We start from the raw sequence: 14,780 nt of genomic DNA, 5'->3' as shown, positions 1-14,780 counted from the left end.
GGGCCGACAGATCCCGTTGAGGACCTCGAGGTCAGTCAGTCGGTGGGTCAAACCCTGGCGGGAAGCGCTCACCTCCATCATCACTGTCAGTCGGTCGGCGGCGGCCGGTCCCAGGTGGGCGATCAGGTCGTCGCGTACCTGGGCGGCATACAGGGTGCCCAGCAGGGCGATGCCGAGCGAGCCGCCGATGGTGCGCAGCAGGGTGAGGGTGCCGCTGGCCGCGCCCATGTCGCGCGGGTCGGCGCTGTTCATGGTGATCAGGGTGGTGCTCTGCAGCACCAGGCCCAGGCCTGCTCCGATGGGGAGGGTCAGGGCCGAGGCGAGCGCGGCGGGGGTTCCGGCGTCGAGTGTGAACAGCGCTAGCGCGCCGCCGGCCATGAGGGTGGCGCCGAGGGTCGGGTAGCTCCCGAGGTCGTTTTCAAACTGACTGATCTGAACGCTATTTGCTCATCCGAGCTTCGCGGTACGCCGTCGCCCTCCGCGACGATCGCCCTACAGGAGCCGACGACCCGCCCGCCCTGTGACACCCGACCAATCCCGCCCCGCCCTCCGGGCCCACTTGATTTTCAGGACGCGGGTTTCCGGGAGCCCTGGTCGCTTCGGTGTCCTGTCGGTTCCTGTAGGGCGATCGCCGCGTCGTTGTCGGAGACGTCGTCCGCAGTAATCCGTTTGTGTATCACCACAGCCCGCTGTCAGTATGAGGGCCCATGCGTCACCCTCTTGACACGCTGGACTGGCCGATTTCCACCGAGCGGCTGCTGTTGCGCCGGGCTGCCCCCGACGACCTGGACGCGACCTGGGCCTTCCGGCAGCTGCCGGAGACTCACGAATGGGTCGCGGCCGCCACAGAGACCTACGACGACTACCGTGAGCGTTTCCTCCGCGAGGAGCGGCTCGTAGACCTGCTCATCGTCGAACTGGACGGCCGGGTGATCGGCGACCTGACACTGAAGGTCCAGGACGGTTGGGCCCAGGAAGAGGTAGCTGACCAGGCGGAAAGCGTCCAAGGAGAGCTCGGGTGGACGCTCGATCCCTCCTACGGCGGCAAGGGCTACGCCACCGAAGCGGTACGTGCCCTCATCGACATCTCCTTCAAGAGTCTTGGCCTGCGCCGCCTGCAGGCGGACTGCTTCTACGACAACGAATCCTCGTGGCGGCTGATGGAGCGGGTCGGGATGCGCCGCGAACAGCACACGGTGAGAGACTCACTCCACCGCACCAAGGGATGGCTCGACGGTCTCTCATACGCGCTCCTGGCCGAGGAATGGCCCGCTCACGAGTGATTACGGCGGAGACGCTTGGGAGTCCTCGCCGGGACGAAGATCATGCTGTCACTCATACACGCGGCCGCTCTCCTACCGGCGCTGCGGCTGGAACCCAAGGACGCCACCGCGCCGGCACGGCTCAGTGCGTGGGGTGAAGCGCGGTGAAGGACATCCGGCCCGCCCGTCGTCGTTGGCGTCCGGGGGTGAGCCAACGCTATGCGCGGGCACTGACAATCTGCGGGCGCCGGCGGGCCATCTCAGAAACGCTCGTTTCTGAGAACGCGAACGCCTGGCTCATCCGCGGCCGGCGGCCCTACCCGTTGGGAGGTCGCGCGGCGTTTCGTTACATGCTCCCGCTGGCGTGGGATTGGGTGCGGGAGTTTCGTTACGCGGGTCGAACAGGGCCTCGTGGGCGTTCCGGGGGCGGGTTGGACCACCAACAGCGCTTCCGTACGGCTCTCCCATTGCCCGCCCTGGCTGGTACTGGCCTCCAAGATGTAGCGGTGCCAGCCGCGATACAGCTCCTCGTCATAGGGGTGCTGGGACTATCCGGCCGGAATTGAACGATAAGCCTCCGCCGCAGGTCAGGCAGGGTTGCGGAAGGGCGTGGGTGGAGGGGGCCCACGATGCGACACGCCTTGTCCTATCTGTAGGTCATCGGTCTGGAAGCGACCGCTACGATCAGGAGAAGATCACGAGCTGTCGCGCGGGCGTGGCACGAGGAGACTGGTTGAGTGACAGCGGGGCCGCCGATGCTGAGGACGAGGCCGGTGAGGCAGCGGCTGCGCCGCCTCCGTTCGAGCCGGTGCGGGTGGTGCCGACTCGGCCGGATGGCTGGCCCGACTGGCTCGGTCGCAGGCCGATCAGCTCGGCCGACCGGGACAGGATCCTGAAGGATCTGAGTGCCGATCAGGAAGAGCTGGACGCTGCCAAGCGACGGGACGGCCTGCGTCTCGCACCGCTGTTCTCGTCGGTGACGATCGAAGGGTTCGGCGGGCAGGGCGATCCACGAAAAGTGGCCCGGCTGCGAGCCGCCATCAATGCGGCGTGCCGGGTCGCGGCGGGCGATCGGCGGACCAGTTATCACGCGACGGATGAGCGCATCACGATCGGGATCGCCGGGCCGGACGCGCGTGAGCGAATCGCGGTGCTGCGCCGGCAGCTCGCCAAGATCGGCGGCAGCCGCGGCTGGACGATCATCGAAGATTTGAACTGACCCAGCTCTCACGGTGAGTGGGGGTGGCTGTGTGTGTTCCAGAAATGAACGTTATCGAGACGCGAGCAGCCGATCTTGCCGCTTCCGCGACGCCCCAGGTCGATCATTCTCAAAATCCGTGCCCGAAAACAACGTCTCACTACGGACTAAGGTCACCGTTTATGACACACTTCTCGGGTGAGCAAGATCGGCTATGGGAGGGTCAGCACTCGCGACCAGAATCCCGACAGTCAGCGCGACGCGCTGGCAGCTGCTGGATGTGACCGTGTCTTCATCGACAAGGCGTCCGGCAAGCTCGACCGGCGGCCCGAGTTGGACAAGGCCCTGGACTACCTTCGGCCGGGTGACACCTTCGTCATCACGCGCTTGTCCCGAGCGGCCCGTTCTCTGCGGCACTTGCTGGACCTGGCGGCCGACTTGCGCGGGCGCGAGGTCGACCTGCTGGTGCTCAAGCAGGGCATCGATACCTCCACCCCGACCGGGCGGCTGCAGTTTCACATGTTCGGCGCGTTCGATGAGTTCCTGCGTGAGCTCATCGTCGAGGGCACGCTCGAAGGGTTGGCCTCTGCGCGAGCTCGCGGCCGTGTCGGTGGCCGGCCGCGGGCGCTGGACGCCGATGGAATCGAGATGGCCCGAGCGCTGTATGAGATGAAGGGCCAAGACGGAAAGCGCAAGTACACCGTCCAGCAGATCGCGGACCGGCTCGGCGTCGGCCGCGCCACCATTTACCGGAATCTCGACGCCGAGTCCGCGTAAGGGCCCAGCCAGGCGCCGAACCACCAACCTCCGCCTCGACAGAGGAGTCCAGACATGAGCACGATGGAGGAACCGGACCTCGGCAGCATCGTCGCGGTGGAGTTATCCCAGCCAGGAAACCTGGGAGCACGTGTCCCCCGGCTCATGGTCCAGCGCCGCTCACCCGGGCTACGCCACCTGGGAGGAGTTCGGCGAGCAGGGTGAGATCACCATGCTGGTCCCGGCTGATCAAGACCGCTACCTGACAGGACGGCGGGCAGGACGCGATTCGAGTTGCCGAACGAGCTGCAGGCGAACCTTAACGAGATCGGTGACGAGACCCACCGGACTGATCGGCGTTGAGGCGCCCGTTCCGAGTCGAGCTGCACGGCGCGATCGTCCTCGTCGTCCTGGGCGCGGTGGCGACCGCCGTCTGCCTGGACGCGCCCTCGGACCGCAGCGTGGTGCGGCTGGGGTGGCGGCCCGACGGCGTGGTGGTGGACGTCCCGGCCCCAGCCGGGAGTTCCGGGCTGCGGACCGGTGACCTGGTCACCGGCGTCGCCGGGCGCCCGCTCGGCGACGGGCCGGGCGCCGTGGACCGTCCCCTCGCCCGGAGCGGGGCCGTGGCGGCTCCGGTCGGCCGGCGCGGTGGGCGGGGACAGCCTGATCATGGTGGACGGCGTACGCAGGGCCGAGGCTGAGATCGCCCGGGACGTGGCGGTCGTCGATGCTGCGGACGACACCGGCGCCGACCCGGACGACCTGGAACGGGCGTGGGACCGCGAGCACCCGATGCCCGGCCAGGACCTGATCGCCTGCCACCTCGCCGATGGGCATGTGAGATGGCGGCTCCCTATGGGCGGCGACGTCACCTCGGTGGCGGCCGATGCCACGGCGGTCCACGCCGTGGTCGAGGACGCCGCGGGCCGCGCCCACCTGCACAGCGTGGACGTCACGACCCCGATTCCGCGCCCGGCCGCGCCGATCCCGCTCGGCGGAGCCACGCTGGCCGCCCTTGACGATGCCCGCGTCCTGGTGGCGACGCCGGATGAGCTCCTGTGCCTGTCGTCGGGCACGGTGTTGTGGCGGCTTGCCCTGCCCGAGTCGGTCCGATGCCCGTACCGTGACTACAGTGGCGGGACCGTCCGGGCGACCGTAGACTTCCGCAACCGGACGAAGGTCATCTTTCGGAACTTCACGGTGCGCGACCTCTGTCCCGGCGACAACTTTCCGACAAAGGGCCGGATTTGGTGGAAACACACCGACGGAACCACCGGGTACGGCGCCTGGGGTTGGGACCGCAACGGCTGCGGCGACGACGGCACCAACTTCGGAAACCTCACCCGCACCGGCACCAAGGCCATATCGAGCGTCTACGTGCAGGTGTGCAGCGCGGATTGGTGCGACCACAGCGCGGCCCGATTCAACCAGTACGTACACCCGGGCCGCTGACGCTCAGGCTTTCAGCTGGTCGGCGTACCAGGGCTTGATGACGTTGCCGATGATGGCCAGGCGTTCGTCGAAGGGGATGAAGGCGGACTTCATCGCGTTGATGGCGAACCAGCGGAAGCCGGGCAGGCCGTAGGTCGACTGACCGCCAACGCGCATGCGACGCAAAAGCCCGTAGAGCGCCGTTGACGACCGTGGACAGCCGGACACAACGAGAGAGGCCCGTCACCGTGTTTCCGCTAGTGACGGGTCTCTTCTAGCTGGTGTGGCAGGTACAACTTCGAACTTGCGTAGGCTGAGCCGACGGTTTTACAGGGCGCGATGGTTATCTAGGGTTGGATGGCCGTCCGCCAGGTCAGAGGACGATGATCTCTTCTTTCACGTAGGCCAAGTTGACGCGAACACAGCCCGTGACAGCGACCAGGGTTCCAAGCTGCTGGCAGTGTTCAGAGTCGCGAATGCCCGCGTCTTTGACCGGAGGCGAGTAGAGTTTTCGGTATGGTCAGCGGCCGTGAGGCCGTTCGGGGTAACTCGTGGATAAGGCCGCGAGCTCTGCCAGGCCAGTCGAGTCGGCTGCACCGGCAGCAGCACACTCCGGCCCCTGCTCCTAGCGGAGAAGGTGGGGCAGAACGGAAGGGATTGCTCGTCTGACGCTGAGGGGTCGTCGCCCACCACTCTGAAGATCCGCGCTTCGCCGGCAGCGAGGGTTCTCAGTTCAACCAGTCATGTACTGGTCGAGCTGAGGACCTGATGTGGATCGCCTCTCTCGACCAGGAGAAAGGCGAAGGGATCTTGTGGAAGTGGGCAATCTCGTCCCTAGCGGCATGGCACTCCTGGCCGCCGCAGGCATAGTCGTGGGCCTGGCCCGGGTAGTTGTGGTGTGGCTGGCGCTGCGAGGGACTCACCCAGAGGAGCGTCCAGCGATCTTGAGGGCTGTAGCCGTGCTCTTCTCCGCCAGATTCGCGAATCGCGTCGACCGATTGGACTCGGACGGTCCAAGGAACCACTCAAATCGTGCCAAGGCGCCTCCCCGCCGAGCGGTGGGGAGCACCCTTGGACGTAGCACATCCGACAAGAAGCGTGCTGGTCATCGCGCTAAGGGCTAGGGGCCCATCGGGCATGGCGGGCGGCATATCGGGCCTGAGATGGCGATGGCCACTCTCAGGCCAGAAGTCCCAAAGTTTCGGGCGCGATCAGGTCAGCGAGGGCTTGCCGGTCCTGCTCGGACAACTCCTGCAGGAGGGCGGCCACCGGCTCGATCACCTGCATCGTGGCCTTGGGCGTGATGGCGTCGTCGTCGCTGAGATCCAGCCTGATGACGACCTCGGTGAGATCTTTGGCGAGGATGCGTTCGAGCGGGGTCATGATAGGGCTCCTGGCTGGTCATTGATGGCGGCAAGGGCTGGTCAGCCTGTTGCCGGTTCGGTGAGCCGGGCTTCCAGCTCGGTGATCATCTGGGTGAGCAGGCTGGTGTTCTCGCGCCGGACGGTCTGCGGGCCGACCACTTCGAGGCCGGCGACCTTGGTGATGCACTCGTCGGCGGCCTGGGCCATGGTGGCGAACTCCTTGCGGGCGATGGAGTGGGGGTTAGCGGCCTCGAAGGTGGTGGCGGGGTGCATGTCCTTGACCGAGGTCATCGCCGCGCGGGCGGCGGACATGGCGTCGCGGGCGCTGAACTCGTCACCGTGCCCGGAGCGCATGTAGCGGGTGACGAAGACCCGGCGCCGGCCAGCATCGCGCCGGGCAGGGTCGGCCGAGGGCATGAACCGCTCCAGGCGGTCGCCGCGATTGGCTGCGATCTGGCGGACGACACGGACGGCCCGGCGCAGCCGGGCGCCGTTCGGAAGCCGCAGGTCGTCGACCTTGTTGATCATCTTTGTTCCGATCTTGGATGGAGGGAGGGGATCGTCAGTTGCCGAAGATCGCGGTGGGGTCACCGGTGTACCAGGTGTTGTCGATACGCAGGCGATGGATGAGCCAGCACCGGCCGTCGCGGACCAGTTCGACGTCGTAGGGGTTCTTCAGCAGGGCGAAGGCGGTGTGGTCGGCGGTCAGTAGATGCTGGGCCTCCACCAGGGCTGTCAGCCGTGCGGTGTCGCCGTCCACGGTGATGCGAGGGTTGGTGACCTGGTGGGTGGTGTCCACCCGGCCGGTGAACAGGGCCAGGATGGTGGTGACGATGGTGTCCCGCCCGGACATCACCGGTGGCCGGCCGCCCCACTTGGCGGCGGCGGGGCGGAAGTCCAGCTCGGCGTCGGCGGCGAAGGCCGAGGCGAACAGGGCCTTGTCCTTCAGGTCCTGGCCCAGGCCGAACCGGTACAGCGCGTCGAGGATCTCGGCGCGGTCCCGTAGTTCCTGGACGACCGCGTTCGCGTCGGTGGCCGGAGCGGACAGGGCGTGCTCTGCGGTGACGTACATTGCTTGCTCCCGTGCGGGTCACAGTGATGATTGGCGGGTTCCACTGTCGTCTGGGACGAGGGGCCGATCAATGCGGTCCTGTGCAAGAATCGTGAAGCTGGAGTTAACGATCGGGGGGTATCATGCTGGAGCGCCACGAGCTGGAGGCGTTCTTGACCCTGGCCGAGGAGTTGCACTTCGGCCGCACCGCCGAGCGCCTGCGCGTGTCCACCGCCAGGATCAGCCAAACGATCGCCAAGCTGGAGCGCCGAACCGGGATGCCGTTGTTCACCCGCACCAGCCGCCGGGTGGAGTTGACCGCAGTGGGCCGGCAGCTGTACGAGGAGGTCCGGCCCTCCTGGGACCAGATCAACGCGGCGTTCGCGCGGGCGATCGACACCGGCCGCGGCCTGACCGGCACCCTGCGGGTGGCCTTCGTCGGCGCGGCGGGCGGGCAGCTGCTCGCCGGGGCCGCCGAGTTGTTCCGCCGCCGGCTGCCGGACTGCGATGTTCGGCTCCGCGAAGCGCAGATGGTCGATCTGATGCCCTGGCTGCGCGATGGCCGGGTTGATCTTGCGCTCGGCACGTTCCCCATCGACGAGCCGGACATCGTCACCGGTCCGGTGCTGGTGTCCGAAATGCGCATGCTCGCCGTGCCGTCCCAGCATCCCTTCGCTCGCAGTACGTCGGTCTCGCTCGACGATCTGGCCGGGGTGAAGCTCCTCCAGCTACCGGACACCCTGCCCGTCTCGCTGCGAGAAGACCGAACTCCGCGTGTCACTCCTGCGGGACGGCCGATCGAGCCCGGCCCCTCGGCCTCGACGTTCAACGAGATGCTCACCCTCATCGGCGCCGGCCACGGCGCCTTCCCCGTCGGTGCCCAGGCCAGGCGCTACTACGCACGCCCCGACGTCGCCTACATCCCCATCAGCGACGCCCCGCCACTGCGATGGGGCCTGGTGTGGCGGGCCGACGGCGCCACCGTTCGGGTCCGCGCCTTCGCCGAGGCCGCTCATGACCTGGTTACCTCCTCCTGAACGGCGGTATTCACCGTTCGGTGGACTCTTCGGTGCCAGGACTGACTCGCTGATCATCTCTGCACCCTTTACGTGTACGTGGCTCTGCACGTCAAGCAGTACGCCGACACGCGTGGGCAGGGGCCGGGATATTTCTCGTGGGCGCGGTGGTGTTCTCGCTCCCGTTCGCGATCGAGTTGCCCGGCGCTCCAGCGACGCCGGCACGATGTAGCCGCTGACCATGAAGAACACCAAGACGCCGTACCAGCCGGGATCGAAGACAGCCTTGATCGGCAGCCGCGCCTCCGGCCACAGCGGCGTGAGCGCATGCTCGAAAACCACCACCATCGCAGCCAGTCCGCGCAGCGCGTCTAACCAGGCCAGACGGCGGGAATGCAGCGAAGCCGAGTCGACGGCAGTGAGGGGAGCAGAAACCATCCGGACATCGTAGTAAGACATCATTTGCAGCCCTGGCGTGCGGGAACTGACCTGCTCCGACTCGTGACGCGGCTGGCCATGCTGGCGGGCGTGGCCAGCGAGCATGGCCGGAGGAGACAGCGTCCTGAGGTGACGACACCTGCCTTCAGGTGTGCTTGACCGTGCAAGGGCTTGCGCTCGAATTACTCGATCACGTTCTCGATCATGTTGCGGCGGGCGCTCACCGCTCGCTGTCCGCTGATCAGCTGGGCCGGGTGAGCGGGACGCCCTCCAACTCCAGGTGGCGACTCATGTCGAGCTCGAAGCGCCCGTACAGGTTCAGATGGGACCAGAACAGAGCCGTCAGCCCGCGCCGGTCCGCCGGGCTCAGCCGTTTTCGCCAGACCGGATCGCGCAGCACGATCTGGATCAGGTGCGTGTTGAGGTAGGTGATGGCGGCGGCGATCAGGTGCAGCGCCAGCGCGGAAACTTCGACGGTCTCGCGGTCGTCGCCGGTCAGGTCGCCGGCCTTGCCGTAGAACAGATCCTTGCTGGCCGAGTTGAAGTTCTCCACCACGTTCAGGCCCTCGTTGATCTCTCTCCTGAGTTCCTCGTCCGCCAGATACTCACAGATGAAGATCGTCCTGATCACGCGGCCAAGCTCCTCGATGGCCTGGTAGGTGGGATGCTTGGGGCCGCCGCGGGTGAAGCGGCGCAGCATCTGATGGGACTCGGCGGTGCGCAACCGCAGCGCGGTCGCGTACTTGATCATCTGGTCGTAGTGGCGGGCGATCAGATCCCAGTCGATGGTCTTGTTCGACAGCACCGCCTCCAGGCGTGGCCACGCCTCATCCTCGCCGGCCCCGGGCCGGTACAGCCGCGCCGAGCCGACGTTCTTCAGCCGCGGCAGCAACTTGAAGCTCAGCAGTTCGGAGAAGGCGAACCCGACGATCGAGGCTCCGTGGGTATCGGTGTACTGGCGCTCGATCTCCGCGTCGGTCAGGTGCCGCAGCAGGCCCTCGATCATCGAGGCCACCTCGGAGGCGGTCGTGCTGGTCACCTGGCTGTAGATGCACACCGACCGCCGTTCGACGTGCCAGTACACCATGATCCCCGGCCGTTGTAGCGCTCATGCCACTCGGTCATGAAATTCGCCGACCACGACCCGAACTTTCGCGAGTCGGACGCGCACGAGGTGCCCTCGCCCCACAGCACCGTGTCGCGCGCCTTCAGGGTGGCGTTGACGATGAGGCGGATCGCCTCGCGCAGGTTGTCCCGGTTGATAAACAACCGGCGGGTCCGCCGCAGCGCCGCCTCATTGTCGGTCTGCCCGGGCGGCAACGCGGCCGCGGCCACGCCATCGGCCACCCGCTTGATCCCGACATTCGTCCCCAGCCCGTACAGGCACAACAACAGCCGTCTCTGCAACACCGCAGGATCGACGACGGTTCGCGAGGCCACCGAGGTGAAAGCGTCGGTGTAGTCGGTGACGTGGGCCACGTCTTTGAGCACGTCCAGCAGGTCGATCACGCCCCACCGGCGGGAGATCTCCGCCTTCAGCGCCTTCAGGCCCACCGGCTCCTCCTGCTTGCCCAGCGGCGGGACGCTGATCCACGGCTCACCCTTCTTCCGGGTGATCTTCACACCGCCGGTGGTGCCCTTGCGCATCGCCTTGTCCAGCCGGTCGAGGGCAGCGGTGTGGCGGCGCTGCAGATCGGCGATGAACGCCGCCGGGTCACGGGGCTTCTTCAGAGCCTCGTAGTGCACGTCCCGGTTATCGTCGAAGTCGGCCGGCAGGTCGGCCTCGGGGTTGCGCCAGATCTTGCCGCCCTCGACCCAGATTTCCCGCCGGCGGATTGCCTTGCGCAGCGCGACCAGAACGCACAGCTCGTACGGGATGCGCTCGATACGGCCGCGTTCGTCGACTACCGCCTCCTGCCAGTCCTCCGGTACTACATGCTCGATCGGGACCGTCTCGGCGCGGTCGTAGTAGACGGCCTCGGAGTCGGCGTAACGGTCCAGCAGCTTCAGGGCGTCCATCACCGGCTGGAAGGTGGTGTTGTTGCAGTGGAAGTCCAGCGCGCGCAGCAGTTTGGGCAGCCCACGCCGGTAGTGGCGCGAATAGGAGCCCCGCAGCTTGACCCGCACCCGGGTACGGAGCTCTTTCTCATTCGCCTTGGCTTCGGCGATGATGTCGGCCAGCGTGGCTGTGCCCACTACCGGGTAGATCGCCGTGCGGACGAGTTCCTCGGGCCGGTCCAGGGCCGCCTGGGCGAGCCGGGCCAAGATGCCGTACTTGCCCTGCACCCGCTGGAACTCGCTGCTCAGCTCGTTCTCGACCTTCTTCTCGGCCCGCACGCTGATCTTGTGCACGAGCTGGATCAGCAGCTCCACCAGGCCGTCGATCATCTCCGCCTTGCGCACCCAGCACAGCGCCGCCAGCAGGGTCAGCCTGATCGGCTCCGGCGCGGCGGCGAAGTCGGAGGGGTACATGCGCATCGCCCGTGCCCGCCACGCCTCCACCACCTTCTCCGACACTCCCTCGAACAGGCGCTCCGGTAACCCGATCGCCTTGACCCGCTCCAGCTTGGCGATCTCGGCCAGCAGCGTCTCCAACTGCAGCGGACCCGGGTCCTCCTTCAGCTCCTGCAGGAAGCTGCGCGCTCCGGCTGTCCCGGCCTCACCCTCGCCCTCCGGGTCGGGGTCGGGAACCGCGATCAGGTCCTTCAGCGCGGCCACAGCCGAGACCGGCAACCGCCGCGTCGTGGTGGCGATGAACTCCCGCTCGAACAACGCCTCGGCCGCGCCGGTCAGCCGCTCGATCTGCTTGGGCGTGGGAGGCTCAGTGCGGTCCTCTCGGCAGCGGGCCAGCAGCGCGGCACGCAGCCGTTCCCGCGACGTCTCCACCGGGCACATCTTGTCGGCCAGCCAGAACGTCAGCTTGTCCTCATCGGCGACCGTCGGCTCGCGAAAGCCGTGGAACCGGCGGACCTGCGCCCGGTGATACTCGATCGTGCTACCCGACCAGCGGTACTCGGCGTACAGGGCGGCATCGACCTTCACCTTGCCGGCCACGTAGTCGACTGCAGCCTTCGGCACGTCCTCCCGGCGCGGAAAACGGCCTTCCAGCTCGAAGAACTTCAGCATCAGCGCGAACCCGAGGCGGGTGGCACCGCTCTTGTTCGCCAGTAACTCGACCTCGGCCTCATCCAGTGTCCAGCACTCGATGAGGTCCTCCAGCTCCCACTCTCTGCGCATCGGCAGGGACCCTTTTTCCCTCGATTGCACCGAAGATTCGCAAGCACCCTGCTGCGCACAGATGTCGCTACGGTCCGATACCGCTCATCCGTGACCGCTACGTGGCGGTCCTGAGACATTACAAAGAGCTACTTTGGGGCTGGTCGCTCGAACCCGAGTGGGGGGCCTTCCCGCGCGACCATAGGGAGTGAGCTGCGATGCAGCCCTGACGCGCGACACAGAACGCTGAACCATCCCGCACATATCCCTGATCTCGCCCTCGTTCACTTGATCCGTCCAACAGGAAGCCAGGCGGCACCCAAAGCGGTCATCGAGGGCTGACGCGAGCCTAGCCAGGGGGTTGGCGGCGCAAGAACCGCAGAAGGCGGTCAAGCACCTTCAGAGCATCTCGGCGCTGTCGTGCATCGTTAGCGTCAACAGGCACGCGACACCGCCCGGGAACGGCAGGGGACGATTGGCAGGACACCGGCCTCGTCTTCACCACCGCCGGCGGCCGACCGATCGAACCATCCAACTTCCGACGCAGCCTCTCGAACGCCTGCGCCAAGGCCGGCCTTGCGCATGCTCCGCGAACACGATGAGTAAGCCGCCGCGTCGGCGGAACCGACCGGCGGATGATCAGACACCCATCGAACGTCAGCACTCCAACACCATGATCATTCTCAGCGCCAACTGCGTTCCTGGATTCAGTCTCAACCCCCGTATCGCCTGTTGCCGCGGGCGACGATCCAGGCGACGGCGCGTTCGACCGGTGGTCGCCAGCGGCGGTAGTCGGCCTGCCAGTCCGGATCGGTGGCGGCCTGGCGGCGGGCGGCGGCCTGCAGATCGTGCTGGGGGCGTATTTGCACGATGCGGCCGTTCTTGGCGATGGTGCACCGCTGCCGCAGCGGGCAGCCGTCGCAGACTTTGCCGAAGATGGCGCGTTTCTTGTCGGTGTTGCCGGTCAGGCGGGCGATGTGTCGGGACGGGCAGGTGACGACACCGGCGGCGGTGTCGATGGTGAAGTCGTCCAGGTCGAACCCGCGGGGGACGGCCGGCCGCAGTGGTGCGGGTTTGATCACCACGCGGTGCCCGGCCCGGGTCAGCGCCTGCCGGCAGGCGCGACCGGAGTAGGCCGCGTCGGCGAAGACCTCGACCGGAGCGCTTATGTGGGCTGCACCTCCAGAGGCCGGCCGGTGGCGAGGATGTGGACGTCGGTGTCCGGCGCGACGGCGGCCATGGCGGCCGCGAAGCGCTGCGGCGTGCCGTCGTACTTGAGCAGCAGCCGATCGCGTACGGGACCTGCGGTGTAGGCGTAGTGGATCGGCACCGCGACCCGTGGCCGCAACACGGCGGCGAGCTCGGCCGCGTGCTCGGCGTTCATTACCACGCGCCGGTTGAACGCGGGGCGGATCATCAACCCGTTGACGGGCAGCAACGCCAGATCGATGCGAGGGAAGCGGCGCGCGACCTCGTCCAGTTCCTGGATGCGCAGGGTGTCGCCGCCGAAGAACACGGTCAGCCCGGCGGTCTCGATGACGAAGGTGACCTCAGGCACCGCGTGCTTGGCGGGCGTGGCCGTGATGCGCAGTCCGTCGATCGAGACCTGCTCCCAGGCGTCGACTTCGGTGACGTCGGTGAAGCCCGCCCGCATGGCGCGGTCGCCGATGCCGCGCTTGACGATCATCGGCACTGCGCGGTCGGGATAGGCGGAGAACGCGTCGACGTCGTAGTGGTCGTAGTGCCCATGGCTGGCCACCACCGCGGACAGGAGGGGCAGCGTGGCGGGCGTGAAGGCGAGTGGTTCGCCCGGGAAATACCCCGGCCTCTCGGAGAACCACGGATCGGTGAGCACACGCGTGCCCGCGAAGTCGAGCAGCACGCAGGAATGCGCGACCCGGATGAGTGTCAGCGACATGCCACAAAGTAGACACGTGTATGGTTACATATGTCAATATATGGAGGAAGGCCTATGACACGGGTACGCAACCGCCGCGGTGAGGGCGTCCGGCTGCGCGCGGAGATGATCGAGGCGGCGACCGAACTGCTGGCCTCGCCGCCGGAGGAGGCGCTGTCCCTGCGAGCGGTGGCCCGCGCGGTCGGCGTCACGCCCCAATCGGTCTACCTCCACTTCGCCGACAAGCAGGAGCTCGTGTACGCGGTGGTCGAGCGCCTTTTCCAGGAACTCGACCGGGTCCTCGACGCGGCGGACGGCGGAGCGGAAACGCCGTTCGACCGCTTGCGGGCTCGCTGTCTTGCCTACTGCGCCTGGGGACTGGCCAACCCCGGCCACTACCAGCTGCTCTTCGACAGCCCCGCAACCAGCCAGATGGGGACGGGCTACGCGGGATCTCCGGGTGCCGCCGTCTTCGCGGGGCTGCGGGGTGCGCTTGAGCCGTGTCTGTCACCAGGTGAGGACCCGCACGCCTGTGCCGTGGCCGTGTGGACCTTCCTGCACGGAAACGTCGTGCTGCGGACCGGCAAGCCCGGGTTCCCCTGGCCCAGTCTCGACGGCCTCGTGGATCAAGTGCTCGCCTCCTACAGACCTGGGTAAGTCACAAGCTGCCGTTCGGCGAGGGTGCCCACGCCACCCCGCCAGGAGTCATCACGACCGCAGCGGAGCGGAGTCTCGTCAGCGCGATCCAGGGGACCTTATTGGGACGGTAGCCGGCCAGTGCCAATCCAGACGTTGCAGTGGGCGCACCAGTCGCGTGCGGTGGCCAGCTCGGGGAACACCCGGTACGTGGCGGCGGTCTCACGCGCCTTGGCGGCATGCTTCTTGGCGTCCCGGGTGGGGTGCGGGCCCGCCGCGATCCGGTCCCACAGGACGGCCTCCCGCTCGCTGATCTCCGCCATGGGTGGATGGCTGGTGCGATTCGAGACGATTCTCGACGTCGCAGTCGGGGGGGGGGGGGGGGGGGGGGGGGGGGCGGGGCGGCGGGCCCGCGGGGGGGGGGGGGGGGGCGCCCCCCGGGCGGGGGGGGGGGGGGGGGTTGGGGGTGGGGGGGGGGGGGGGGCGCCGCGCGTGGTGGGGGGCGGGGGGCGGGG

The 14,780-nt window shown here is 67.5% G+C and carries 15 protein-coding genes and 2 pseudogenes; 8 read left to right on the top strand and 9 right to left on the bottom strand.

The window, feature by feature from the left end:
* A pseudogene (locus ACIBQX_RS50525) lies at window positions 1-378 on the bottom strand (hypothetical protein); the annotation flags it as partial.
* Window positions 379-707: 329 nt separating this feature from the next.
* On the opposite strand from ACIBQX_RS50525, the gene ACIBQX_RS50520 reads away from it, so the two are divergent.
* The 5 genes from ACIBQX_RS50520 (at window position 708) to ACIBQX_RS50500 (ending at window position 4,668) form a co-directional block, all read left to right on the top strand.
* Window positions 708-1,283: a GNAT family N-acetyltransferase gene (locus tag ACIBQX_RS50520; protein WP_397017854.1), complete on the top strand. Its 576-nt coding sequence runs from the start codon at window positions 708-710 to the stop codon at window positions 1,281-1,283.
* A gap of 712 nt (window positions 1,284-1,995) precedes the next feature.
* A complete protein-coding gene (locus ACIBQX_RS50515) occupies window positions 1,996-2,481 on the top strand; it encodes a hypothetical protein (protein ID WP_397017853.1) in 486 nt (161 codons plus the stop codon).
* Between the two features lie 177 nt (window positions 2,482-2,658).
* Window positions 2,659-3,237: a recombinase family protein gene (locus tag ACIBQX_RS50510; RefSeq protein ID WP_397017852.1), complete on the top strand. Its 579-nt coding sequence runs from the start codon at window positions 2,659-2,661 to the stop codon at window positions 3,235-3,237.
* Between the two features lie 338 nt (window positions 3,238-3,575).
* Window positions 3,576-3,917 (top strand): hypothetical protein, encoded by a 342-nt coding sequence (locus ACIBQX_RS50505; protein ID WP_397017851.1) that lies wholly within the window; start codon window positions 3,576-3,578, stop codon window positions 3,915-3,917.
* Window positions 3,886-4,668 (top strand): hypothetical protein, encoded by a 783-nt coding sequence (locus ACIBQX_RS50500; protein WP_397017850.1) that lies wholly within the window; start codon window positions 3,886-3,888, stop codon window positions 4,666-4,668. The genes ACIBQX_RS50505 and ACIBQX_RS50500 overlap by 32 nt, the downstream gene beginning before the upstream one ends.
* A 3-nt stretch (window positions 4,669-4,671) precedes the next feature.
* On the opposite strand, the gene ACIBQX_RS50495 is transcribed toward ACIBQX_RS50500, so the two are convergent.
* The 4 genes from ACIBQX_RS50495 to ACIBQX_RS50480 form a co-directional block, all read right to left on the bottom strand.
* A complete protein-coding gene (locus ACIBQX_RS50495; RefSeq protein ID WP_397017855.1) occupies window positions 4,672-4,824 on the bottom strand; it encodes a hypothetical protein in 153 nt (50 codons plus the stop codon).
* 1,002 nt (window positions 4,825-5,826) lie between these two features.
* On the bottom strand, window positions 5,827-6,030 hold the full coding sequence (locus ACIBQX_RS50490) for a hypothetical protein (protein ID WP_397017849.1): 204 nt from the start codon (window positions 6,028-6,030) through the stop codon (window positions 5,827-5,829).
* Between the two features lie 41 nt (window positions 6,031-6,071).
* The gene (locus ACIBQX_RS50485; protein ID WP_397017848.1) at window positions 6,072-6,539 is read right to left on the bottom strand and encodes a hypothetical protein; all 468 of its coding nucleotides are present in this window, start codon (window positions 6,537-6,539) and stop codon (window positions 6,072-6,074) included.
* A 34-nt stretch (window positions 6,540-6,573) separates the two neighbouring features.
* The gene (locus ACIBQX_RS50480; protein ID WP_397017847.1) at window positions 6,574-7,083 is read right to left on the bottom strand and encodes a nuclear transport factor 2 family protein; all 510 of its coding nucleotides are present in this window, start codon (window positions 7,081-7,083) and stop codon (window positions 6,574-6,576) included.
* A gap of 122 nt (window positions 7,084-7,205) precedes the next feature.
* Between ACIBQX_RS50480 and ACIBQX_RS50475 the strand changes: the two genes are divergently transcribed.
* Window positions 7,206-8,099 (top strand): LysR family transcriptional regulator, encoded by an 894-nt coding sequence (locus ACIBQX_RS50475; RefSeq protein ID WP_397017846.1) that lies wholly within the window; start codon window positions 7,206-7,208, stop codon window positions 8,097-8,099.
* Between the two features lie 220 nt (window positions 8,100-8,319).
* The gene (locus ACIBQX_RS50470) at window positions 8,320-8,529 is read left to right on the top strand and encodes a hypothetical protein (protein ID WP_397017845.1); all 210 of its coding nucleotides are present in this window, start codon (window positions 8,320-8,322) and stop codon (window positions 8,527-8,529) included.
* Between the two features lie 228 nt (window positions 8,530-8,757).
* Here the strand turns inward: ACIBQX_RS50470 and ACIBQX_RS50465 are convergent.
* From ACIBQX_RS50465 to ACIBQX_RS50455, 3 genes and pseudogenes are all read right to left on the bottom strand, one after another.
* A pseudogene (locus ACIBQX_RS50465) lies at window positions 8,758-11,753 on the bottom strand (Tn3 family transposase).
* A gap of 692 nt (window positions 11,754-12,445) precedes the next feature.
* Complete coding sequence (locus ACIBQX_RS50460) at window positions 12,446-12,814, bottom strand: transposase (protein ID WP_397017844.1); 369 nt, start codon at window positions 12,812-12,814, stop codon at window positions 12,446-12,448.
* Window positions 12,815-12,897: 83 nt separating this feature from the next.
* Window positions 12,898-13,650: an MBL fold metallo-hydrolase gene (locus ACIBQX_RS50455; protein WP_397017843.1), complete on the bottom strand. Its 753-nt coding sequence runs from the start codon at window positions 13,648-13,650 to the stop codon at window positions 12,898-12,900.
* Between the two features lie 54 nt (window positions 13,651-13,704).
* Here ACIBQX_RS50455 and ACIBQX_RS50450 point away from each other — a divergent pair, with 54 nt between their 5' ends.
* Window positions 13,705-14,286 (top strand): TetR/AcrR family transcriptional regulator, encoded by a 582-nt coding sequence (locus ACIBQX_RS50450; protein WP_397017842.1) that lies wholly within the window; start codon window positions 13,705-13,707, stop codon window positions 14,284-14,286.
* Window positions 14,287-14,384: 98 nt separating this feature from the next.
* Here ACIBQX_RS50450 and ACIBQX_RS50445 read toward each other — a convergent pair whose 3' ends face one another.
* A complete protein-coding gene (locus ACIBQX_RS50445) occupies window positions 14,385-14,588 on the bottom strand; it encodes a hypothetical protein (protein WP_397017841.1) in 204 nt (67 codons plus the stop codon).
* Window positions 14,589-14,780: the final 192 nt, after the last annotated feature.

It is taken from the genome of Nonomuraea sp. NPDC049714, assembly GCF_044465295.1.
GTDB lineage: Bacteria > Actinomycetota > Actinomycetes > Streptosporangiales > Streptosporangiaceae > Nonomuraea.
The sequence above is the reverse complement of the archived record's forward strand: the minus strand, read 5'-3'. Positions and strand labels throughout refer to the sequence as shown.